Source organism: Shewanella sp. 125m-1, assembly GCF_052977065.1.
On sequence record NZ_JBRILT010000047.1, the window covers coordinates 1 to 23088 of the forward strand.

15 protein-coding genes are annotated in these 23088 nt (G+C 42.5%); 12 read left to right on the forward strand and 3 right to left on the reverse strand.

From position 1 onward, the window contains the following. The first annotated feature begins 275 nt into the window (after nt 1-275). The 7 genes from ACVBIK_RS17075 to cmoM all read left to right on the forward strand — a co-directional run bounded on the left by ACVBIK_RS17075 (nt 276) and on the right by cmoM (nt 8947). Nucleotides 276-683 carry a LexA family protein gene (locus ACVBIK_RS17075; protein ID WP_447170155.1) on the forward strand — a complete coding sequence of 136 codons (408 nt, stop codon included), beginning with the start codon at nt 276-278 and terminating at the stop codon, nt 681-683. A gap of 2 nt (nt 684-685) precedes the next feature. Beyond that, on the forward strand, nt 686-1939 hold the full coding sequence (locus tag ACVBIK_RS17080) for a Y-family DNA polymerase (protein WP_447170156.1): 1254 nt from the start codon (nt 686-688) through the stop codon (nt 1937-1939). 147 nt (nt 1940-2086) lie between these two features. Beyond that, nucleotides 2087-3130, forward strand: a complete 1044-nt coding sequence (locus tag ACVBIK_RS17085; protein WP_447159277.1) for an HlyD family secretion protein — start codon at nt 2087-2089, stop codon at nt 3128-3130. A gap of 1 nt (nt 3131) precedes the next feature. After that, nucleotides 3132-4676 (forward strand): DHA2 family efflux MFS transporter permease subunit, encoded by a 1545-nt coding sequence (locus ACVBIK_RS17090; protein ID WP_447159278.1) that lies wholly within the window; start codon nt 3132-3134, stop codon nt 4674-4676. Nucleotides 4677-5165: 489 nt separating this feature from the next. Then, nucleotides 5166-6431, forward strand: coding sequence for a cytosine permease (gene codB, locus ACVBIK_RS17095; RefSeq protein ID WP_447170157.1), 1266 nt, complete (start codon nt 5166-5168; stop codon nt 6429-6431). A gap of 10 nt (nt 6432-6441) precedes the next feature. Continuing rightward, nucleotides 6442-7737 carry a cytosine deaminase gene (locus ACVBIK_RS17100; RefSeq protein WP_447159280.1) on the forward strand — a complete coding sequence of 432 codons (1296 nt, stop codon included), beginning with the start codon at nt 6442-6444 and terminating at the stop codon, nt 7735-7737. Nucleotides 7738-8140: 403 nt separating this feature from the next. After that, nucleotides 8141-8947, forward strand: coding sequence for a tRNA uridine 5-oxyacetic acid(34) methyltransferase CmoM (gene cmoM / locus ACVBIK_RS17105; protein WP_447170158.1), 807 nt, complete (start codon nt 8141-8143; stop codon nt 8945-8947). A 308-nt stretch (nt 8948-9255) separates the two neighbouring features. Here cmoM and ACVBIK_RS17110 read toward each other — a convergent pair whose 3' ends face one another. Further along, nucleotides 9256-9894 (reverse strand): protein-disulfide isomerase, encoded by a 639-nt coding sequence (locus ACVBIK_RS17110; RefSeq protein WP_447159282.1) that lies wholly within the window; start codon nt 9892-9894, stop codon nt 9256-9258. 167 nt (nt 9895-10061) lie between these two features. Continuing rightward, nucleotides 10062-11108 carry a Preprotein translocase subunit SecY gene (locus ACVBIK_RS17115; RefSeq protein WP_447162748.1) on the reverse strand — a complete coding sequence of 349 codons (1047 nt, stop codon included), beginning with the start codon at nt 11106-11108 and terminating at the stop codon, nt 10062-10064. 1009 nt (nt 11109-12117) lie between these two features. Between ACVBIK_RS17115 and ACVBIK_RS17120 the strand changes: the two genes are divergently transcribed. The 4 genes from ACVBIK_RS17120 to ACVBIK_RS17135 all read left to right on the forward strand — a co-directional run bounded on the left by ACVBIK_RS17120 (nt 12118) and on the right by ACVBIK_RS17135 (nt 21147). After that, complete coding sequence (locus ACVBIK_RS17120; RefSeq protein WP_447170159.1) at nt 12118-12582, forward strand: rhodanese-like domain-containing protein; 465 nt, start codon at nt 12118-12120, stop codon at nt 12580-12582. Between the two features lie 445 nt (nt 12583-13027). After that, nucleotides 13028-15490, forward strand: coding sequence for a peptidase U32 family protein (locus ACVBIK_RS17125; RefSeq protein WP_447170160.1), 2463 nt, complete (start codon nt 13028-13030; stop codon nt 15488-15490). Between the two features lie 220 nt (nt 15491-15710). Continuing rightward, complete coding sequence (locus ACVBIK_RS17130; RefSeq protein WP_447170161.1) at nt 15711-18350, forward strand: molybdopterin-dependent oxidoreductase; 2640 nt, start codon at nt 15711-15713, stop codon at nt 18348-18350. A gap of 415 nt (nt 18351-18765) precedes the next feature. Further along, the gene (locus ACVBIK_RS17135) at nt 18766-21147 is read left to right on the forward strand and encodes an AAA family ATPase (protein ID WP_447170162.1); all 2382 of its coding nucleotides are present in this window, start codon (nt 18766-18768) and stop codon (nt 21145-21147) included. 149 nt (nt 21148-21296) lie between these two features. Here the strand turns inward: ACVBIK_RS17135 and ACVBIK_RS17140 are convergent, their stop codons facing one another. After that, nucleotides 21297-22217: a manganese-dependent inorganic pyrophosphatase gene (locus ACVBIK_RS17140; RefSeq protein WP_447159288.1), complete on the reverse strand. Its 921-nt coding sequence runs from the start codon at nt 22215-22217 to the stop codon at nt 21297-21299. A gap of 336 nt (nt 22218-22553) precedes the next feature. On the opposite strand from ACVBIK_RS17140, the gene ACVBIK_RS17145 reads away from it, so the two are divergent. Then, nucleotides 22554-22889, forward strand: coding sequence for a PBPRA1643 family SWIM/SEC-C metal-binding motif protein (locus ACVBIK_RS17145; protein WP_447159289.1), 336 nt, complete (start codon nt 22554-22556; stop codon nt 22887-22889). The last annotated feature ends 199 nt before the right edge of the window (nt 22890-23088 follow it).

Below are 23088 nucleotides of genomic sequence, written 5' to 3' on the forward strand. Positions count from 1 at the left end.
AAATGCCATGAATGTTCCTCATATTTTTGCCTATCTCATTATTTCTGTTTATCTTTTTGTGGGGATTCGTCAGACTCCAGGTTAGCTTGTTTCTTATGTTTATTTATCAAAAAAAATAAACGTTTTACCCTGCATATACCGTACATACGCCCTCAGGCGATTAATAACTATATCGCTTCAAACTGCATTTCGCTCACAGAAAATTGTCATCCTTATTGCGCAAAATCACACAAAGCCATTATACTGTATAAATATACAGTTAACTATCTTTTAGCATGAACATAATTCCAATTTCAGCCAGTGCGGGCATAACAGGTTTTGAATCCCCTGCCACTGATTACAAGCAACTGCCGCTAAGTCTTGATGAATTGCTGATTGAGCATCCGAGCTCAACATTTATTGGCCATGCCAGTGGGGATTCTATGGAGGGGGTCGGCATATTCGATGGCGACATTTTAATAGTCGATAGGCATGTTGATGTGCGAAATCAAGATGTTATCGTGGCGAACTTCAACGGTTATTTCGTATGCAAGATTATCGATAAGGTGAACCGATTACTGCTATCTGCTAATGAATCTCACATGAGTACGCCTATCCTCGAGCACGACACTTTTAGTGTTGAGGGCGTGGTGATCCGCTCCATTCGCTGCCATCGTAAAAGCCCAATACTAGAGAACGACTAACCATGTACGCACTTGTGGATGCCAACTCATTTTATTGCAGCGCCGAGCAGGTGTTTAGGCCTGACTGGCGTAACCGCCCTATCATTGTGCTCAGTAATAATGACGGGATGATTGTTGCGGCTAACAGATTGGCCAAAGAGGCTGGGGTCAATAAGTTCGGCCCTTACTTTGAAGCGCAAAAACTGTGTGAGCAAAAAGGTGTTATCGCGCTATCTTCAAATTATGAGCTTTATGGCTCATTATCTGCTGCCATGATGGAGGTGATTGGCCATTTTGCGCCTGAGCAGCATATCTACAGTATCGATGAGTCGTTTTTATCGTTTAAGCACTGTTACCCCGCTATCCCTTGTTTAACTGAGCATGCGATTAAGATAAGGCGCGCCGTTTGGAAAGAAACACGGCTTCCTGTCTGTGTGGGGATTGGCTCGACGCTCACTCTGGCTAAGGTCGCCAATCACGCAGCTAAGAAAATACCCGGCTATAAAGGTGTTTGCGCCATTACCTGTGATGAACAGCGCATTGCCATTTTAAAAACCATGAAGACCGACGATGTATGGGGGGTTGGCAGACGTATATCTAACAGACTTGCGCTGATGAATATTCACAGTGCTTTTGCCTTGTCGCAGATGAAAGCCGGTATCGTAAGCAAGCAATTTAGTATCGAGCTTGAGCGTACCGTCCGTGAGTTGAACGGCGAAGTGTGCAAAACATGGGATGAAGCACGAGCTGACAAGCAACAGATCTTTTCTACCCGCAGTGTTGGTAACCGAATAACCGACTTAACATCATTGTGTCAGGCGTTAAGCAAGCATGCATCAACCGCCGCGGCCAAAGCCAGGGCTCAAGGCTCACTCTGTCAAAGCATGTTAATTTTCGCTTCTAATTCCCCTTTTGATGAGCAGCCTAGCGGTTTTAAGTTTGTGCATCATTTTGCTTATCCAACGAATGACACGTGTGAATTGATAGAAGCTGCAACACGCGCGGCTATCGTCAGATTCAACTCCTCTATTCGTTATTACAAAATCGGCGTTGGACTAATTAATCTGTGTAGTGAGGCCAACCTGCAGCAGGACTTGTTCGAAAGCAGCAGAAACCCTAATAGAATGCAGGTATTAGATAGCATTAATGCTAAATATGGCACTGACGCACTGTTTCTGGCCGCTCAAGGCATATCACAGAAATGGGGCATGCGCAGAGAGATGCTTACCCCCCAATATACCACCCGCTGGAAAGACATCCCTATCATTAAATGTTGATGGGGACTTTCTAAATTTTTTTAACGACTTACATTGTTACTGAAACAAACTAGGACTAGTATTTGTTGAGACGAATGAACGCCTTGAAGCGTTATGAGTCTTCACCCCCTTCTCGACGACTGTCGAATAACCGGACTGGTTAACATTATGAGCGAAAATTCAACACAAGCACCATCCCATCTAGTACGTAATCTTATTCTTGCAGCCGTAGTGCTCGCAGTACTTGTTACTCTGAGTTATTTCTATATTCAACATCAAAAAAACTATCCGAGCACAGATGACTCTTATGTGCATGCCAATATTATCTACATCGCTCCACAAGTCAGCGGCAAAGTCGTCAGTGTTAATGCATCTGATTATCAAAAGATTAGTCAAGGTGACTTATTGGTGCAGATCGACCCTGCTCCCTTTCAAGCTAAACTAGATGAAGCTCGCGCAGCCTATGAAATGGCGCTGCAAAATAATGCGGCAACCGATGATGCCATACTTGCTGCGAGTGCCAATGTTAAAAGTGCCGTCGCTCAATTATCTGATGCTCAGGTAACCTATAAACGTATTAAAGACTTAGTCGATAAAGAGTTGTTGCCTGCTCAGCAACTTGACGACTCGCGTGCCAAGCTATCGGCAGCTGAACAGAGTGTTATCGCCGCGCGGGCAACCATGGCTCAACTGATCAAATCTCAAGGTGCGCACGGTAATGCTGCGCCAGAAGTGAAAAAAGCGGCTGCAGCACTGAGTCAGGCAAGTTTATCGCTTTCATACACTAATATTTTCGCGCCTAAAAACGGCATTTTAGGTAAATTAAGTGCTCATGCTGGTAGCGTTGTATCTCCAGGGCAAGCGCTTGTGCCTTTAGTTGTTGATAACACGTATTGGGTTCAAGCTAATTTTAAAGAAACCCAACTTGAACGATTGACCGCAGGCCAGAGTGCAACAATCACCCTAGACCTTTACCCTAAGGTGGATTATCACGGCACAATTGAAGCCATTTCACCGGCCAGTGGCGCTTCCTTTACGCTGTTGCCGCCTGAAAATGCCACGGGAAACTGGGTTAAAGTGCCACAACGTTTCCCTGTGTTAATTCGCCTCTCTAACGAAAGTGAGCACCCTGACTTTCCACTACGTGTGGGTGCAAGTGCTAACGTAACCATTGATACGATTGATAGCCAACCAAAGCATCAAGAGAAGTAACATGAGCGATAATTCAGAGACAATGCCTAACACTGATGACAGTCAGGTATTGAGTGAAAGCAGCCGCAAACTCGTCACGTTAGCGGTAATGCTATCTGCCATCATGGTATTGCTTGATATGACCATCGCCAATGTTGCCTTACCGCATATGATGGGGGCATTGGGGGTCACGTCTGATCAAATTACCTGGGTACTGACTTCTTATTCTATGGCTGAAGCGATATTTATTCCGCTAGCCAGTTTCCTCGCGCTTAAATTTGGTGTGCGTAATCTACTGTTGGTTTCAGTGAGTGGCTTTATGATCAGCTCTGCACTTTGTGGACAAGCAGATAGCATTGCTGAAATGGTCACCTTTAGGGTGATGCAAGGAGCATTTGGGGCTTCGGTTATCCCACTGTCTCAGTCAATAATGGTGCAGATCTATCCCGCAAGCCAACGTGGTAAAGCCATGGCACTGTTTAGTGTCGGGATATTACTAGGGCCTATTTTAGGGCCGACACTGGGTGGCGTTATTACCGAGAATATGAATTGGCGCTGGATTTTTTATGTGAACCTCCCCGTTGGCGCTGTCTGCCTTACGCTGATTTACTTATTTGTTAAGCTCGGTGGTAAAGGTAAACCTAAAATTGATTGGCCAATCGTCATCGCAATGACCATTGGTATTGGTTTGTTGCAGATGGTGCTCGACCGAGGGAATCAAGAGTCCTGGTTTGAGTCTAATACCATCTTGTTTGCCACCATTATTAGCGTAATTGCGATAGTTTTCTTTGTCGCGCGCTCTTTTATTACTAAGAGTGATATTGCACCAGTGTGGTTGTTACGCGATCGTAACCTTGCTATGTCATGCCTTGTGATGGCGGGTTTCTCAATGGGGATGTTTGGCATTACTCAGCTGCAACCCATGATGCTGGAACAGCTATTGAATTATCCGGTTGAAACAACTGGTTTTGCTATGGCACCAAGGGGCCTAGCATCAGCTATCGTTTTGCTAGGAATGGCACGTTACATGGACAAAATCGATGCGAGGCTACTTATCGCAGTTGGCCTATCGCTTAATGCCCTTGGCACCTATTTGATGACTCAGTATTCACTTGAAATTGATATTTACTGGATTTTACTGCCGAGTATTATACAAGGTGCGGGAATGGGATTGGTTTTTGCACCGTTAAGTCAGCTGGCCTATGCAACCCTATCACCGAAAGAAACGATTAGTGGTGCTGTGGTGTTTAATTTGTGCCGAACTATTGGTGGCTCTTTCGGCATATCTATCGTTAATACCTATTTCTCGCGGATCCAGCAACAAGAGTGGAACCAGTTAGGCGGCGCTCTTTCGCCAAGTAACCCTGTTTTACAGAACGCGGCGCAGATGCAAGGTACTACGATCACTGACCCGTCATTTATAGCCCAACTGCAGAATATACTGCAGCAGCAATCAACATTAACGGCGTTCGTGTATACGTTCGGTTTTTTACTGGTCTCCTACTTATGTTTAATTCCGCTACTGGCTTTATTTAAACCTAAGCCCAAAATTGAATCGGCACCATAACTCAATTCACATTTTCTAACTATGCTGGCAGTTTAAAATAATAAGCTAAGCGTTCTATCAGAGGACGCTTAGCTTTTATTATTTAGTCTTATATGTCGAAATCCAGGCTTCACTTCGATAACACTAGGGTGATGATTAATTTACGCTCGATAAATGGATTTATATCAGCCTACTTTTTACGTTTAAGCTTTTGATACAAACTTCGACATAAGTTAACGCCCCCGCTCTAGGCGGTCTGCCATTAACATTTAATGTTGTTATCCGCCTCATTTTACATCGCTATACAACTAAGCATTAGCTTTATTTATACGGCTTGATTACGTTTGTTTTTATTTATTAGATTCGCTTCTATATTTGCTTGACTCTGCGTCAACAATCACTAAACTACGCGCCGTTTGCCTGATGTGCAACTGCTGTAGCCCTGTATTGGCGTAGCTTTTTCGTTTTAGGTAAGCCGTGTATTTTCTTTATTTAATCCAAGGACAATAAATGGCAAGCGATAATAATTATAGTTTAACCCCGGTACCGATATCGGCACGTAAAGGGGGGCTTTCTCTAACAATGGTGATGTTAGGGTTAACCTTTTTTTCAGCAAGTATGTGGACAGGAGGAACACTCGGCACTGGCCTCTCCTTTAATGATTTTGTTCTCGCAGTTCTCATTGGTAATTTAATTCTCGGTATTTACACTTCGTTTCTTGGTTACATCGGCGCTCAATCTGGTCTTTCGACTCATCTCCTCGCTCGTTACTCTTTCGGTTTAAAAGGTTCTTGGTTACCCTCGCTACTTCTCGGTGGCACTCAAGTTGGTTGGTTTGGTGTTGGCGTTGCTATGTTTGCTATCCCAGTCCAAAAAGCCACAGGCATCGACACTAATCTGCTTATCATTATCTCGGGTCTATTAATGACCATCACTGTTTACTTCGGTATCGGCGCGATTATGATTCTATCCGCCATCGCAGTTCCTGCAATCGCACTATTTGGTGGTTTCTCAGTAGTTCAAGCGGTTGATACCATGGGCGGGATGCAAGGTTTAATGGCTGTTGAGCCACAAAATCCAATTGATTTTAATACCGCCTTGGTTTTGGTTGTTGGCTCGTTCATTTCAGCTGGCACACTGACTGCAGATTTTGTTCGCTTTGGTAAGCACCCAAAAACTGCCGTGTTTGTCACTATGTTTGCCTTCTTCGTGGGTAACTCACTGATGTTTATCTTTGGCGCTGCAGGCGCGGCGGCAACAGGCCAAGCCGATATTTCAGAGGTGATGATTGCACAGGGCTTGTTGATCCCAGCGATTATCATCTTAGGCTTAAATATTTGGACCACTAACGATAACGCGCTATATGCTTCAGGCCTTGGTTTTGCAAACATTACCGGCTTACCGAGTAAATACTTATCGATTTTTAACGGCATAATCGGCACCCTGTGTGCACTATGGTTATATAATAACTTCGTCGGCTGGTTGACCTTCTTGTCTGCGGCAATCCCGCCGATTGGTGGCATTATTATCGCCGACTACCTTCGAAACCGCGAAAAATACAAAGACTTTGCCAATGCCAAGTTTGCGACTGTCAACTGGGCTGCGATTAGCGGCGTCATGATAGGCGTACTGGCAGGCCATTTGTTACCTGGCATAGTGCCAATTAATGCTGTGCTTGCTGGCGCCTTCAGCTATCTATTAATAGATGAAGTTCAGGTTCGTATAGGCAAACAGAATTTAGTTAAATCAGATTGTAAAAATGCTACCAATGCATAAGGAAAACTCCATGTCATCAGCAAATATGTTGATCAAAAACGTATCGCTAAGCGGTAAAGAAGGCCTTTATCAACTACTCATTGAAGGTGGTCAGTTTAAAGCGATTGTGCCAATGGCTGATAGCATTGAGCTGCCAAGCTCGGCGTCATTAGAGATCATCGATGGCGAAGGCGGTATGGCTGTAGCTCCTTTTTGTGAGCCTCATGTCCACTTAGATACAACGCAAACCGCTGGCGAGCCAAGCTGGAATATTTCAGGCACCTTGTTCGAAGGTATCGAGCGTTGGTCTGAGCGTAAATCTATGCTGTCTATCGAAGACGTTAAGTCTCGCGCTAAGCAAACGCTAAAGTGGCAAATAGCCAACGGTATTCAACATGTTCGTACTCACGTTGATGTGTCTGATCCAACCTTGATTGCACTTAAAGCTATGCTTGAAGTGAAAGAAGAGATGAAAGACTGGGTTGATATCCAGATTGTGGCTTTCCCGCAAGAAGGTATTTTGTCTTACCCTAACGGTAAAGAGCTGCTAGAAGAAGCCGTTAAACTTGGCGCGGATGTGATTGGCGCAATCCCCCACTTTGAATTTACCCGTGAATACGGCGTAGAGTCACTACACTATGTGTTTGAGCTAGCGCGTAAATACGACCGCCTTATCGATGTGCATTGTGATGAGATTGATGATGAGCAGTCGCGCTTTGTGGAAACCGTTGCTGCCCTTGCCCACAAATATCAAATGGGCGAGCGCGTAACGGCGAGTCACACCACGGCGATGCATTCATATAATGGTGCTTATGCGTCGCGTCTGTTCCGCTTACTTGGTATGTCGGGCATTAACTTTGTCGCTAACCCGCTGGTTAATATCCACTTGCAAGGTCGCTTTGACGATTACCCTAAGCGCCGTGGTATTACCCGTGTGAAAGAGATGCTCGCCGCTGACATTAATGTTTGTTTCGGTCACGACGATATTTTCGATCCTTGGTATCCGCTCGGTACAGCTAACATGTTGCAGGTGCTGCACATGGGTCTACATGTTTGCCAAATCATGGGTTACGATCAAATCAACAACTCGCTTGAGCTTATCACCAGCAAGTCTGCCCGTACGCTAAATATTCAAGATCAGTATGGGATTGAACTTGGCAAGCCTGGTAACTTGCTCGTTCTACCTGCCGACAATGGATTTGATGCGGTTCGCCGTCAGGTTCCTGTTCGTTATTCAATACGCCAAGGTAAGGTGCTGGCTGAAACTCAAATTGCCACCACGCAGATCCATTTGGCTGAATTAGAGAATGTGACCTTCCGTCGTTAAACAGTATAACCTCAGTTTCAGACCATTGAAGTTATCATCACAAGTGGTTCAAGATTGTAAAAAACGGCTAAGCTAACCAGCTTAGCCGTTTTTTATCTGCAAGTGTTGCATTAAAAATGCTTGAAACCATTAGCTGTAGAGTTAAACCCCGAAGTGAATCCATAATCACGTTTTATGCAAAATAAGAAATATAACCTCGGGAATTTTTGATACCTTCATTCAGTTATCTGCATATCTAGTCGTCACGGTTTCAGTCTTCGTATGCAAAACCAAGTTAATACCCTTCTCTTCCACGTCTTTACAAAGCTTTAGATTATACTGATGGTAGTGTGATTTTCATTTCTATGATTTGATTTTTATGCAAGCTATGAGAAAATCCGCGCCCACGTAATGTAGCCGCAAAATGATGACCCAAGTGATAGAAGATAGAAATTTTGATGATTTAGCTCATAAGTTTGCCGCCAGTATTTACGGCACCGCTAAAGGCGAAATAAGGCAAACCGTTGTTTGGCAAGATATTGAACAGATCTTGTTGATGCTATCTAACGATAAATCGGCCAATACCGCGAGTGAGCTCAGTGTGCTTGATGCGGGCGGGGGTCTAGCGCAACTATCACAAAAAATTGCAGCACTTGGCCATAATGTCAGCCTATGCGATCTATCAAGTGAAATGCTCACTCTGGCTAAGCAAGATATTAGTGGTAATCAGCTGTTGGATCAGTACCAGTTTATTCATAGCCCAGTGCAAAACATTGCTGAGCACTTACAAGCTCCTGTCGATTTAATCCTGTTTCATGCGGTGATGGAGTGGTTAGCGGAGCCGATTCAGGCGTTATCGACACTGTGTGAGCAGGTCAAACCTGGCGGCATTATTTCGGTGATGTTTTATAACTATAATGGTCTGCTATTTAAGAATTTAATCTGTGGCAACCTTAACCATATTGAAAAAGGGATGCCCCACCGTAAACGGTTTAAGTTACAACCTCAGCAGGGAATAAAGCCAGAATTGGTATATGGATGCCTTGAGCAAGCGGGTTTTAATATTTTGGGGAAAACCGGCGTTAGAACCTTTCATGACTATATGCAAAACCATGATATGGGAGACTTTAGTTTTGAGCAGATTGTTGCCATGGAGCAGAAGCTATGTCGTCAAGAGCCATTTTTATCGTTAGGCCGCTATATTCATGTTTATGCACAAAAATGGGTATAAAAATAGCACTATTAATCCCCGTTTAACCTTGTGTTGATAAAATAACCGTGACAAAAGTTGGAGCAAAAGTATCACAAGAGGTGCTTTATGTTTATTGGTACAGGGTTAACATTGAAATGGCTAGGGCTGGTGATCTTTTATATTGTGCTCATAAGGATCTGCTCTAAATAAGTCACTTTATGCGGTGATGATTATGCAGTAATGGTTTAGAGTAACCGCTTGAATGGCTATAAAATCGCGCTAACAATAACTCACTGTTAGCGCTTTAGCGCAATTACACTATCCGCATTTAACTATCGCAAGGCGGCCTAACTTAACGCTGCTAACTCTTTTTGTACCGCTATCACGACATCTTCAGGTTTAGCTAAATACTGTGAGTGATCGATAAAGATAGCATCATCACCATAAGTCAGCACGAGTACAGGAAACGCCGATGTTCCAATGGCCTCTCCTATGTCAGCAATCCCCGCCAACACACTTTCAGCTTCGTGGCTGATAACATCTTTAAAAACTTTATTAGAAGGCGAAAGCTTGTATTGTGCAATGATAGGCTCGAAATCTTCTCTAGAATTTAATGGATTGCCAGTAACAAAGTGTTGCTTTTGCAGTGCTTGTAGCAATTCAAACTCTTTATCAGCCTGTTTAGACTGAGCCCAAGACATGAAGTTAGCGCTCTTGATTGAGTTAACTTTAGTGCTGACTTGTTTTACGTAGTCATCACCAAAAACGACTGGACTGATAGCGCGAACTTGCGAGACCTGATCCTTTTTAGGGGCATCTTTGCCATTATAGTGGGCACAATGTAGTAAATGAATTTCAGTAAAATCAAAAGCATTAATCAGTTCAGCAGCGATAGGTGTAACTGCATAGCTCCATGGACAATGAGAGTCGTAGATAAAATAAAGCGTTAAAGATTCGTTGTGAGTATTTGTCTGATTGGCTGGCATTGACGATGATCTTGTTCATATATTCTGTAATGCCGATCCTAAGGGCTTTATTGTTTTTATTCAAACAGCAATCTTGTTTATCTGGAACATTTTTATAAAAAGGGCATAAAAAAAGGAAGTAACTTGTCAGATACTTCCTTTTCGCCTGAAATAGCTCGTTATTACGATTATATGGCTTCTGGTTCTAAGACCGGGTTGACACCTTGCCATTGAAAATGATTATTTGGCTTTTTAGTCACTATGCCTTCACTAAACATTTTACTGAAAATGTCATCAACCTCTTCAGCACTGATCTTCAAGTACTGACTCACCGCGCGTTTACTGCAATTAACTCGATTTGCACCTAATGCATCGATTACTTGCTCATAAGTCGACTTAGCTTCTGGCTCGTTGAGTTGTTTAGGCTCAAACAGAGGAATAAAACCGGTTTCATCACTATGTAATCGTCTATAAGCATCTAGCGTAATAGGTTCAAGTTGCGCGGATTGTTGTTTAAATCGTTGTCGAAAACGATTTTCTTCACCAATTAGCCCCACAAAAAATGCGGCAAAGAAATCCAATAAAATGGATAAGAACACCACTAATCCAAGCTGCGCTGTCTCAGCTTTAATATTCAATGACATTGCTAGACTTTCAATTAAGCCAACAATCGAACCTTGGCTTACAACCGGGATGCTGTCTCTCTGGATGGCTAGCTGTTGTTGCTGCTCACGTAATTTATTGTTCTCTTTTTGAATTCGCATCACACCGGTAGCAATTCGCTCCATCTGGATGTACTTTTCAGCGGCAACATTGTTAAGTGCAATCTGCTTGTCGATAGCATCGATTTGCATATTAAAGGCATTAGCCTTGCTCTGCTGCACATGAACATGTTCTTGGGCCTTGTTCGTGGCGCTGTTGATCCCGCCAATAGAACCGCCAATAGAGATGGCAGCCAACACGGCATAAAAGCCAAGCGCTGAAAACATGCCAATAAAGTTCTTCCTAGAGTAACGTTCACCGACTTCATACCACGCAAAGAATTTACCGAGTTCAAAAATGACGGCTAATCCACCAAATAACAACTGCATGACAGGATCATCATCAATTGAAAGAAACAGTAATAATGAAAAGATAATCGAGGCTAAGATAGATGCGCCCGTGAAGCTGTAAACACTCCACATAGCAAACTTGCCTTTTGGAAAACGAACTGCGTGATTTTGATTGTAAAGCATAGTGGACTTCTAATATTAGACTTATAAGTGAAAATAGGAAGGAAACTCTGAGTATGTATTACTTGAGAATATAAGCGTTTAGCTTACACTAATTCAGACTAATTCTCTTCAACTAACTTAGTTACTAGAATCTTATGCGCAATATTCAGCCGGATATTAAATTTATGCTAATTCAATGTTTGAATTCAGATGATTAACTGGCAAGTTGTACCGCTTATGTCGAGAATTTAGGAGTAAACGTACAAGCCTTTATATTAATTTGGTTCAATCTATCGTTTTTCCAAAGTTAAATGAGTCAGAGTTAAGTTCGTTCATTGGTAAATTAGTTGATTATTAAATTCCTACAGAGTTTAAATCTAGCTAGGTTTGAATTGGTCCATTGAGTTTTTATTAAACAAATCCATTTTATAAGCACGTTAAGCTTGCTCAGTGAAAGAGTTCTATGAAATATCTCTTGAATGAATTGAGTAAAAAAGCTATGCAGATAATCAAGTTTAACTATTCTACTCATAAGACTATTTAGCGCGCTTAAACATCAAGCATGTTGATCTCTTTTCCCCCACATGCTTAACAAAAGCTGAGATTTATAAATAAAACATTGTAAATCAACTGTGCCGTCAATCTAGCCTGGCTATAATGCGCCGCATGGGGTAGCGACCATATCACTATGAATTTATTGACTTATATCATTGTTGTGAACCGATGAGATCTAAATGGTGCGTCGTTAACGCCTTTTGATTTTCATTGAGATCTTATCTGCAACTTTAATGTGATTTAGTGCAAAAACTTTAGCCGCCCTGTCTATCTATAATCAGTTTGCTTCACTGTGAACTGAAGCACTGCAGCTAAGCCAAGTTCATTGCGGCCAAGTTCATTGGGCTGAATACGGTTTCAAATAAAGACTGTTTTTAATAAATACCAAATAAAAAAGATACTATTTTAACAAAACAATAATAATGTGAGGACAAGCATATAGCTAACGCTCACAATAAAACTGGAGATAAGGTGTATGAACAAAGTGGTAAATATGACGTTATTATGTGCGCTACTAGGCCTTAGTGTACAAGCTAACGCATATGACGCTAAATTGGCGAATAGCTTTAATGACCAATTTAGCCATGCAACAGGTAAAAGCGTCGGTAAAGATATTGGATTGATTAGTTCTGAAGTCTTTGTTAAACAGTTACAAAATAACACTGGCGTTACTGCTATCGATATCCGTACCATCGAGGAGCGTCAAGTGTTCGGTCTTGCGATGAAAGATCAGCTAAATATTAGTTTAGATGAACTGTTTATCCCTGAAAATTTAGATAAAATCCCAACAGATAAGCCAGTCGTTATTGTGTGTAAATCGGGGGGGCGCGCTATGGCGGCAGGTACTGCCCTACGTCAATTAGGCTTTGATAATGTCAAAGTATTAAAAGGTGGCTATAGCAAGTTGTCTAGCTATGTCGGCCCAAATATCGCTAAGTAAATTTTCTAACGAAAAAAGCTCTTGTGGGTAAGGCTGGAAATCAGCACCAGAATCTGTTATCCCCTCCTCCTTACCCTATTAGAGCCCACCTTAACTTCCACTCTGCTTTCATCTGCATGTTAAATCTTGTTTGAACTGTTTGCTAACCGAATAAGAAAGCACTCTCTGTTTGCAGGCCCCTTAATCTTAGTCCCTTATCAGTGTCCATTAATCAGTGACCCCCTTTTCGGCTAACTTTTAATCTGTCCCTTTAATCAGGGCCTTCATGATCAGTGGCGATAGGGCCAACAATGGATCAATATCATAATTTAGTAAAATAAGATTGCCTGTCCTAGATCTCAGCTGTACCACACCTTACAATTCACAAAGCATCACCATACTGCACCATAACCAAGCAGTTCCCCATGAATTCTTTATCAGGAATTCAGCCATCAATAGGAATACCATGAGAAAACTTGAATTACTCGCGCCAGGTGGCGACATCGAGTCAATTAAAGCGGCTATCGTTGCCGGTGCTGACGCGGTGTACTGCGGTCTTAATAGCTTTAATGCCCGTACCCGCGCCGAGAATTTAAGTTTTGAAGATCTGTACGGTCTGCTGCGTATTGCCCACCAGCATAATTGCCAACTGTTTCTAACGCTTAATATCATTGTGTTAGAACAAGAACTGCCTGCATTACTAAAACTGCTAAATCAATTGGTTAATACCGCTATAGATGGCGTGATCGTGCAGGACCTTGGCTTATTTTACCTATTGAAACAGCACTATCCAACGTTAGACATTCATGCATCGACTCAGGTAACGACCCACAATACGGGGCAAATCGAGTTTTTGTCACGTTTAGGCGCATCAAGAGCAAACTTATCGAGAGAGCTTAATCTGACTGAAATTAAACAGCTGTCAGACAAAGCTCATGCTCTTGATATGCTCACGGAAGTCTTTGTGCATGGCTCAAATTGCATTGGCTTTTCTGGTCTGTGTTACTTTAGCTCGGCCCATGGCGGTAATTCTGGCAATCGTGGCCGTTGCAGTCAACCTTGTCGCGATCAGTATCAAACCACTGATACTGGTGCACAATATCCACTAAACCTGAAAGATAACTCAGCATTTTCAGATCTTGATGCGCTTTACGCTGCTGGCGCTGACTCGTTGAAAGTGGAAGGTAGAATTAAGAAGTCTCATTACGTGTATCGGGTGATTGATACATGGCGTAAACAGATCACAAGACTTGAGCTGCGCAGCGCTATCTCGACCGACAAATCCCCGCTATATACCGTGTTCAATCGTGACTTTTCTAATGGTTACTTACACGGCGCAGTGGGTACAAATATGTACATAGATAACCCACGCGATAACGCGGTGCAGCATTTTACTCAATTAGAAAGCCTTAGATTGCTTACCGAGAAAAGCTCTGCTGCCTCGGTGAATGTGAAAAAGGCGCTCTATGATGAAAAAACAGAAATTATTGCTACTCTTGGCGACAAAATAGCGCGACTTAGTTTAGCCAAGCCGCTTATTTCGCTAAAATTTTACGGTCAGGAAGGCCAAGCATTAGGGATAACACTCTGTGTTCGGCCTGCCAACATGCTAGACGTTGATGCTGAGCAATCTGAGGCGATACGTGAATTTAGTCTTTTATCTGACGCTGCGCTTGTAACATCTGATAAATACGGGCTAAAAGAGGAATTACTAAAACGTTTCACAAGTCTTGGTAACATTGAGTATGCCTTAGACTCTATTTGTTTCGATGATTTAGCCGCAGACTTGTTTGTGCCGTTTAAGCAGTTAACCACTATGAGGCAGCAGATAGTGACATGGTTAAATAGCGGCCGAGAGCATGTTGAGCCAGTATCTTTGCAGCAGGTTCGCCAGCAAATAAATAGTGATCTATGCATCAACAGCGTTAACGCAGCAACTAATACAACGAACACCATCGCTCAGGCACAGGTTTCACATAACGAGAACCTCACTCAGTTATCAATACTAATAGCCAATAGACGGGATCTTGCTCTGTATCGTCAATTAAAGCAGCAGATCGAACTTAAAGGGCTCCAGGTTTATTATTTAGTTCCAGATGCGATAAACGCAGAGCGCGAAAAACTCGCCCTACTGTTTTCTCAAGAACCTGAGCTTATTCCTTGGTTTGGCGCTGTTATTATGCAAACAGATTTTAATGCCGCTAAACAATTACTCGAAGAGATAAAACCTAAGTTGATCGTGACTAACAATAGTGGCGTTGGCGTTGTGGCCACAGACTTAGGTATAAATTGGGTTGCGGGCCCTTACCTTAATACCAGTAATTCGATAAGTATGTACAGCTTGCAGCAACAAGGATGCAGCGGCGCGTTTGTGTCTAATGAACTAAATAAAATACAGATAAAAGCGATTAAAGCGCCTAAAGGCTTTAAGGTGCATTACAGTCTTTTTCACCCGATAATGTTAATGACTAGCCGTCAATGCTTGTTTTTACAGTCCAGTGGTTGTGACAAAGCAGTGATGGATGATGAGTGCTTAACGGTTTGTAAGAAAACCAGTTCACTGACTAATGTAAAGGGGGTTGATTTTGTGATAGACAAGAAGCGCCGTGAGCATAATGCCTTGTATGGCAGTCAACACTTCTTTAATCCACAGATCTTGACTGAGCTATCAGGTTACTTTGATAGCGTTATGCTGGATTTACGCGCGATTGTAACTATTAGCCAATTACAGCAAAATCAGTTTGATACTGTAATCAAGTTAACTCAGTTTCTATCATCGCAAGCACTATCAAGCCCAGGGTTATCAAACCAAAAGTTATCAAGCTCGAAGTTATCAACAAAAGAGGTATCAAGTCCAAATTTATCAAGCACTGAGTTTACAAACCTTGTTAGCAATACTACCAACGTTCAATACTTAAAAGGTCTGTAAGGCAACCTGAATAAGCTCTTAGCAGTTGGAGTTAGGAGCTTAAAGATAACGTCATCTCACTTAAGGATTTTTTCACAAAGCGCTATCGTTATTGATGTAGGGCAAAGACATGAATAGTTACGTGATATTTAATCCTAGCTAGCTTGTCAAAATAGCGGTTATGTACCATAACCAATAGCATGTTCCTCTACAATCTTCCATGAATGAGAGCCTGACTGATATGACATTCTCTAGACGCACCTTCCTTAAATCTGCACTCGCAAGCACCGTTGCAGCGCAAGGGCTTACCTTGTTTCCTGCAGGCAAAGTATTTGCAGATGACACTCAATCTATCCCCCATGCCAGCCATTATGGCCCCTTCAATGCTATCGTCAAAGAAGGCGTTCTGATCGGCGTACAGCCATTGAAAGACATAGATGCTTTCCCGACCAAGATGCTATTAGAAGGGATCTTAAGCCGAACTTACAGCGACACTAGGGTTAAATACCCGATGGTGCGTAAATCCTATTTTGAAAATCCATTAGGCGATCATAAACCACACCTTAGAGGCAAAGAGCCTTTTATCCGTGTGGACTGGAACACCGCTATGGCCATGGTCAGTACTGCGATTGCCAATACGATAGCCAAGCATGGTAACCAAGCGATTTTTAGTTCTTCTTATGGCGGTTGGTCCCATGCTGGTTTAATGAGGCCACAAACATTACAAGGCCGGTTTTTTAACTTAATTGGTGGCCAAAGTGCTTGTAGCGGAGATTACAGCGCGGGGGCGTCTGAAGTAATATTGCCTCATGTAATAGGCGATATGGAGGTTTATTCCCCTCAAACAGCATGGCAAATTACCGAAGATAATACAGAACTGATGTTATTGGTTGGCTGTGACCCATATAAAACAAATAGGATTGAGTTTAGGGTTGCTGATCATGCTATGCATAAACACTGGCAAGCCTTTGCTGAAAAAGGGATTGAGTTTATTTCGATAAACCCGCAACAAACCCAAACAGATAAAGCCATGGGTAGCGAGATGATCAATATTCGCCCCAATACAGATGTCGCACTGTTTACCGCTATGTCGTTCCATATTTACCAATCCGATTTGTATGATAAGGCTTATCTAGACAAATATACGGTCGGCTTTGACCGGTACCTTAACTATCTCAAAGGGGTTGATGACAATACACCTAAAACCCCTGAATGGGCGGAGGAAATTACAGGAGTAAGTGCTAAACAAATTCGTAAACTAGCAGAACAGGTGGTAAAAAAGCGCACGCAGATCTGTGCCGGTTGGTCACTGCAGCGAGCGCAACATGGAGAGATGATCCACTGGGCGATTATTAACTTTGCGGCTATGGCAGGTAAAATAGGTAAACCGGGTGAAGGCGCAGGCTTCAGCTGGCATTATGGTAACGGTGGGATGCCACAGTCAGGCAAAAAAATGCCTGCGGGTCTATCGCAAGGGCGTAACCCTATAACTGCACGTTGCCCTGTGGTACTTATTTCTGACATGCTGAATAATCCTGGGAGCAACTACACTCGTAATGGTCAAACCCTGAAATTCCCTAACGCCAAGCTTATCTATAATGCAGGGAATAATTTGCTGTCCCACCAGCAAAATACCAATGAACTCATTCAAGCACTTAACAACAACGTGGAAACCATCATTAATCAAGATCCATGGTGGTGTGCCTCCTCACTGTATGCCGATATTGTACTCCCCAGCACGACAACGCTCGAACGCAATGATATTAGCTCTGGTGGAACCTATTCTAACAATAAGATCTATGCCATGAAACAGGTCATCAAGCCTGTAGGCGAAAGTTGGAATGACTATGAGATCTTTTCGGCATTGGCAAAAATATTTAATGTCCAGCAACAATTCACAGAAAATAAGACCTTTATGCAGCACCTTAAAGATGCATACGCGGCATCTGATGCGAGCGAAAGCTTTGACAGTTTCTGGCTTAAAGGTGTAACCCATCTCAGTACCCCAAAAACGGCCAATGACTGGGTTAGACACCGCGATTTTTACCTTGATCCGGCTAAACATCCATTACATACCCCTTCAGGTAAAATTGAGCTTTATTGTGAGCAGATAGAGTCTTATCACTTACCCGACTGTCCGCCCATGCCTGAATGGATCCCTCCTGCCGAGTGGCTAGGAAATGCCAAACCTGATCAAGTCCATGTATTGAGCCCACATCCATGGATGCGCCTTCATTCCCAAATGGCAAATGCTGACGTTAATCGTTATGAGTCTGTTGATGGCCGTCAATTTGCGTTAATTAATAAAGATGATGCGGCGCACCGTGGCATTAAAGATGGGGATTTGATTGAAGTATACAATGAACGCGGTGCGTTATTAGCGGGAGAAAAAATAGCTGACAATGTGATGCCCGGCGTTATTTATATCCATGAAGGAGCCTGGCTGCAACTGGATAAAAAAGGTCGCTGTAATTCAGGTTCGATTAACATGCTAACCTCTGCTCGGCCATCAAGTGGACTGAGTCAAGGAACGAGTGCGAATACCTGTTTGGCAGCCTTTAAAAAGTGTTTAGATCCCGAATCCCCGAATAAGGCTTACCAGGCTCCCAAAATTGAAACACTTAAGCAGCCCTTCGACATTAAAAGCTTGGGACTTGCAGCGGCTCTAAAATCAATAAAATCTGTGAAACAGCAAGTTCAGAGTAAAGGTGAAAAAATCTTCTACCATACATGTACCATGTGTCATGCGGCGCCAAACCCTGCCGATCATAGCTATAAACAGTGGCAAGGTATCACTCGTAGTATGTTCCCAAGAGCAGGATTAAACCCTGATGAACAGGCTGAAGTGCTAAAGTTTTTACAACAGCATGCTAAACAATAAAACGGTTTAAGTTTATGCTTATGTTTAAGTGCCTGAACGGATAGTCTGATGTGATGCACGTAGAGCCCTCTTATAAGTTGAGGGCTTTTTCTTTTTGTCGTAAAATTTTCTTTCTTGTCGTAAAAAGTGTCATTAATTGTCTCTTAAGCTCATCATAATCCTCGTCATAAACCACTTAACAAACTAAGTCATAAAAGATAAGTACGTTTATGCCCTATAGCGACAAAGTCTTTGAAATAGTCACCTTTTTTAAAAGTATTTCGCTGAAAAAAGTCATCGCAACACCGTTATGGTTATAAAATCGGCAGTCAAGACCGTTTTTCGCTTAATATTTGGCCTAAAGGTAAATAATTGCAGAAATATGCGATTTAACTGTATAGAGTAAAAATATTGACCGTCATTAAGAGGACGTATTATGCCAATAAAACCTCTCAGCAGTACCAAGCTTTATCGCGTATCGGCGCTTAACAAGCTCTCTTCAGACTGCAAGTCGACAAAACACCTCGAACCATTAGACCAAATTGTGGGTCAAGCCCGCGCTCAACAAGCGGTAGAGTTTGCGCTTTCTATGAAAGAGAAAGGCTACAATATTTATGCGCTTGGCCGCAATGGCCTAGGCAAACGCACCATGGTGCTGCGCCATCTAAACCGTCAAGCACCCAATAGTAACGGCCGCACCTTATACGATTGGTGTTATGTGGTAAATTTTGACGATACTCGTAGCCCCAAGGTGCTTAAGTTACCTGCAGGTATGGGCTTATGCTTTAAAAAAGATATTGAAAAGCTCATGTCAAAACTGCTAAAGGCATTGCCTTTAGCATTTGATAATGAGATGTACTATAGCCGCGCTGACAAATTAAAGAATCAGCTTGCAGCCAAACAGGAAGAAGCCTTGCTCTTGCTGACAGAAGAGGCGAAGAGTCATTCTGTAGGACTCTCGATTTCCCCTCAAGGTAATTATGAGTTGGTAGCATTAAACGGTGACGAGCCCCACACCGAAGAAAGCTACTTGGCGTTATCGGCCAAAGAGCAAGATGTGATGCAAGATGCGATTTCTGCACTTGAAGCACAGCTGCGTGGCATCGTAAGACAAATAACCATTTGGGAAGAGGAGTATTCTGAGAAGCAGCAAAAACATGATGAACAAGTTGCTGAAGAAGTCCTAACCCACAGCCTTACTGCGTTAAAAGAGCAATATAAAGACCAAGCGAATGTAAAAGCCTACATTAAGGCGATGCATAAAGACATCATTGATAATCTGGATATCTTCCTAGAAGAAAGTGAAGAGCAAGCTGCCCTCGCCTATGCCTCAATGAGCAAGAAAATGCCAAGGCGTTATCAGATCAATGTACTGGTGTCGCAAGCGTCACAATTGCAGCCGATTATTGTTGAGGAAACCCCCAACTATCACACCATTTTTGGCTACGTAGAAAATGCGACCTATAAAGGTACCGTTTTCACTGACTTTTCACTGATCCGCCCAGGTAGCTTGCATAAGGCGAATGGCGGCGTGCTTATGATTGATGCGGTTAAAGTGCTTGAGCACCCTTATGTATGGGACGGACTTAAGCGTGCGCTGCGTTCTCGCAAATTGAGTTTGACCTCACTGGAACGTGAAGTCACCTTATCTGGGACGATATCTCTGGATCCTGAAGCGATCCCCTTAGATGTTAAGATCATTTTGTTTGGGGATTTTGCGACATATAAACTATTACAACAGTATGACGCCGAGTTTACTGAGTTGTTTAGGGTTACAGCTGATTTTGAAGATAGAATGCCACGTAGCGATGATTCTGAGGCCCATTACGCCCAGTTCATCTCGAGCATAGTACACAGCAATAAAATGCTGCACTGTGATAAAAAAGCGATTGGACGTGTAATCGAATTCAGTTCTCGCCAAGCCGATGATCAAAATATGTTATCACTGCACTCCGTCGATATTGCCAATCTATTACGAGAAGCAAATTATTGCGCGCGTTCAGTTAACTCAAACATGATTAGAGTCTGCCATGTAGAGCAAGCGTTAGCGAATAAAGAAAAACGGATCTGCCGCGCAAAAGATGACTTTATGCAAAGCTTTGTTAATGGCACTACCCTAATTGATACTCAAGGAGAAACCGTTGGCCAAGTGAATGGCTTATCGGTGATGTCGACCTCCGATTACCAATTTGGTGCCCCTAGCCGGATCACCGCGACGACCGCTTTTGGTGAGGGTCGAGTTTTCGATATCGAGCGCAAAGTAGAGTTAAGTGGCAGCATTCACTCTAAAGGCGTAATGATTTTATCCGCATATATCGCATCGATTTTAGGCAAGACAGATAAAATTCCGTTGTCGACGCATCTTACCTTTGAACAGTCCTATGGCGGTGTAGATGGTGACAGTGCTACCATGGCAGAGTTGTGTGCCATGCTATCTTCTTTTTCAGGGGTTGCGCTACGTCAGGATATTGCGATAACAGGTTCGATGAATCAGTTTGGTGAATCTCAGCCGATTGGTGGCGTTAACGAGAAAATTGAAGGCTTCTTTGACGTGTGTAAAATCAAAGGCCATAAAGATACGCAAGGCGTCATTATTCCCAAGTCAAATATCCATAACTTAATGTTACGCCGAGACATAGTTGACGCGGTGGAAAAAGGAAAATTCCACATTTGGGCAATCAGTCATGTAGAGCAAGCAGTAGAATTACTGACAGGGACTAAACTCGGTAAAATAAATACCAAAGGTGAATATACCAAGGGCAGCATTTTAGGCTTATCCCAATTAAGGCTAGATAAGTTACGTGAAAAAGTTACGTGAAAATGACACTAAAAAGTAATGGCTAATTCATCCGCATTTTATGAAATGTGTAGCTAACAAAAAGGCCGAACTCAATGTTCGGCCTTTTTTTGTCAACCTATTTTAGGACTGACAGCATTTTAAGACTAGATAGAACTTGCTAGTAGAGACTAGGCAAACACATCTTGCAATGGAGGCACGATTTGCTTCTTACGGCTTAATACCCCATCTAACCATACTTTACTGTTTTGTGACTCACAGTTATAAGCCGATTCGATTTTTGCTAAATCGTCACTGACAATAAGCATCTCAGAACCTTCTCTCATGATGTCGGTCAGTAATAATAGAACGCTGTGACGATTACCTTCTGCTTTTAGTGCCGCAATATCAGCTTCAAGTTCAGCTTTAATCTCGTCAAATACAGCAAGGTCAATCACTTCAAGCTGACCGATCCCCACTAGGTTACCGTTCATGTTGAAATCTTTAAAGTCACGCATAACAAGATCACGAGCAGGCGTGCCTTCTACAGCAGATTTCACTTTAAACATTTCCATGCCTAATGCTTTAACATCTTCAATACCAGCGATTTCAGCTAATGCTTCAACACACTTAATGTCAGCGGTTGTACAAGTTGGTGACTTGAAGATAACCGTGTCACTTAAGATGGCACAAAGCATAATGCCTGCGATCTCTTTTGAGATCTCAACGTTGTAGAAGTCATACATCATCTTAATGATGGTGTTACTACAACCTACAGGGCGGATCCAGCACTCTAAAGGTGTTGAAGTCGTTAAGTCACCCAACTTATGGTGATCAACAATACCAACAATCGTCGCTTGCTCGATATCATCTGGTGCTTGAGTTAGCTCAGAATGGTCAACGATATACACTTCTTCGCCAGCGTAGCTGGTTTTAAATTCTGGTGCTTCGAAACCGAATTTTTCTAAAATGAAAGCTGTTTCAGGTGATAACTCACCTAAACGAGTGGCAACTGATGCTTCACCAATTTGGTTTCTTAGGTGCGCAAGTGCAATAGCACCACAAATTGAATCTGAATCTGGGATTTTGTGGCCCACAACATAAACTGGCATATATAAAGCTCTCCTTTAATTTGCCGCGATTTTAACAAAGTTTTTCACGATGCGGAAATACCAAAAGGTCGCAGATGCAAATCAATTGGTCAAAAATCACGATTTAAGCCGTTTTAACGCGTAATCAGCCGAAATAGCAAGCCATTGACGCCTACTTATTTAGACCAATCCTATAACGTGCAGTTCTCAAATGAGTTAAGAACGATACTGAAAACCGTGAATATGGCGTATTTTTAGATAAAATTGCCGTCTAGATTAGACTTCGATACCACTGAGTCCATTTTTATAGTATAAGCTTGCGTAAATTTATCTTTATCAAAATTGAGCGCCATAGCTATGTCAGACAAATTCTTCTTTAAAGGGCGTAAAACCCCAAAGCCTAAGCACGAAAGCTATGGTTACAACACTAAACGTGAAGTTAAAATCGGTACTGAAGTAAACCCTTTAGTACTTATGGTTCAAAATGCTGAGCGTGAAGCTGAAATCACCCAGTTACTCAGCGATAATGAGCTGGTGGGCTTAATTACGGTTGATGCAACCCAGGATGAAAACGTCGTTCAACTGATGGGGCTGCTCAATAAGCCACAGACAACTCGTTTTGAAAAAGTACCTAATCGTAACGACGCTTGTGTTTGTGGAAGCGGCAAGAAATATAAGAAATGTTGCGGTTAACATCGTAAAATTCAAAGCAGTGCATGTCGCACTGCTTTTTTGTATGTAATGCCCTTTCAAATCCCCTCATGCCCTTCTTCTACCCAGCGCAGATAATCAATCTAGCTTCTATTCAGTTTCTAAATCCAAATGGTTTGAGTTATAAACAGTTTTTTTACATTTTTGCCGATTCAAAAATAAAGCGTTTTTATCGATTCTG

What these genes read in the sequence shown, in the direction of transcription:
- ACVBIK_RS17075 (WP_447170155.1), top strand. Translation starts at nt 276, where the DNA reads ATGAACATAATTCCAATTTCAGCCAGTGCGGGCATAACAGGTTTTGAA.
- ACVBIK_RS17080 (WP_447170156.1), top strand. Translation starts at nt 686, where the DNA reads ATGTACGCACTTGTGGATGCCAACTCATTTTATTGCAGCGCCGAGCAG.
- ACVBIK_RS17085 (WP_447159277.1), top strand. Translation starts at nt 2,087, where the DNA reads ATGAGCGAAAATTCAACACAAGCACCATCCCATCTAGTACGTAATCTT.
- ACVBIK_RS17090 (WP_447159278.1), top strand. Translation starts at nt 3,132, where the DNA reads ATGAGCGATAATTCAGAGACAATGCCTAACACTGATGACAGTCAGGTA.
- codB (WP_447170157.1), top strand. Translation starts at nt 5,166, where the DNA reads ATGGCAAGCGATAATAATTATAGTTTAACCCCGGTACCGATATCGGCA.
- ACVBIK_RS17100 (WP_447159280.1), top strand. Translation starts at nt 6,442, where the DNA reads ATGTCATCAGCAAATATGTTGATCAAAAACGTATCGCTAAGCGGTAAA.
- cmoM (WP_447170158.1), top strand. Translation starts at nt 8,141, where the DNA reads ATGATGACCCAAGTGATAGAAGATAGAAATTTTGATGATTTAGCTCAT.
- ACVBIK_RS17110 (WP_447159282.1), bottom strand. Translation starts at nt 9,894, where the DNA reads ATGCCAGCCAATCAGACAAATACTCACAACGAATCTTTAACGCTTTAT.
- ACVBIK_RS17115 (WP_447162748.1), bottom strand. Translation starts at nt 11,108, where the DNA reads ATGCTTTACAATCAAAATCACGCAGTTCGTTTTCCAAAAGGCAAGTTT.
- ACVBIK_RS17120 (WP_447170159.1), top strand. Translation starts at nt 12,118, where the DNA reads ATGAACAAAGTGGTAAATATGACGTTATTATGTGCGCTACTAGGCCTT.
- ACVBIK_RS17125 (WP_447170160.1), top strand. Translation starts at nt 13,028, where the DNA reads ATGAGAAAACTTGAATTACTCGCGCCAGGTGGCGACATCGAGTCAATT.
- ACVBIK_RS17130 (WP_447170161.1), top strand. Translation starts at nt 15,711, where the DNA reads ATGACATTCTCTAGACGCACCTTCCTTAAATCTGCACTCGCAAGCACC.
- ACVBIK_RS17135 (WP_447170162.1), top strand. Translation starts at nt 18,766, where the DNA reads ATGCCAATAAAACCTCTCAGCAGTACCAAGCTTTATCGCGTATCGGCG.
- ACVBIK_RS17140 (WP_447159288.1), bottom strand. Translation starts at nt 22,217, where the DNA reads ATGCCAGTTTATGTTGTGGGCCACAAAATCCCAGATTCAGATTCAATT.
- ACVBIK_RS17145 (WP_447159289.1), top strand. Translation starts at nt 22,554, where the DNA reads ATGTCAGACAAATTCTTCTTTAAAGGGCGTAAAACCCCAAAGCCTAAG.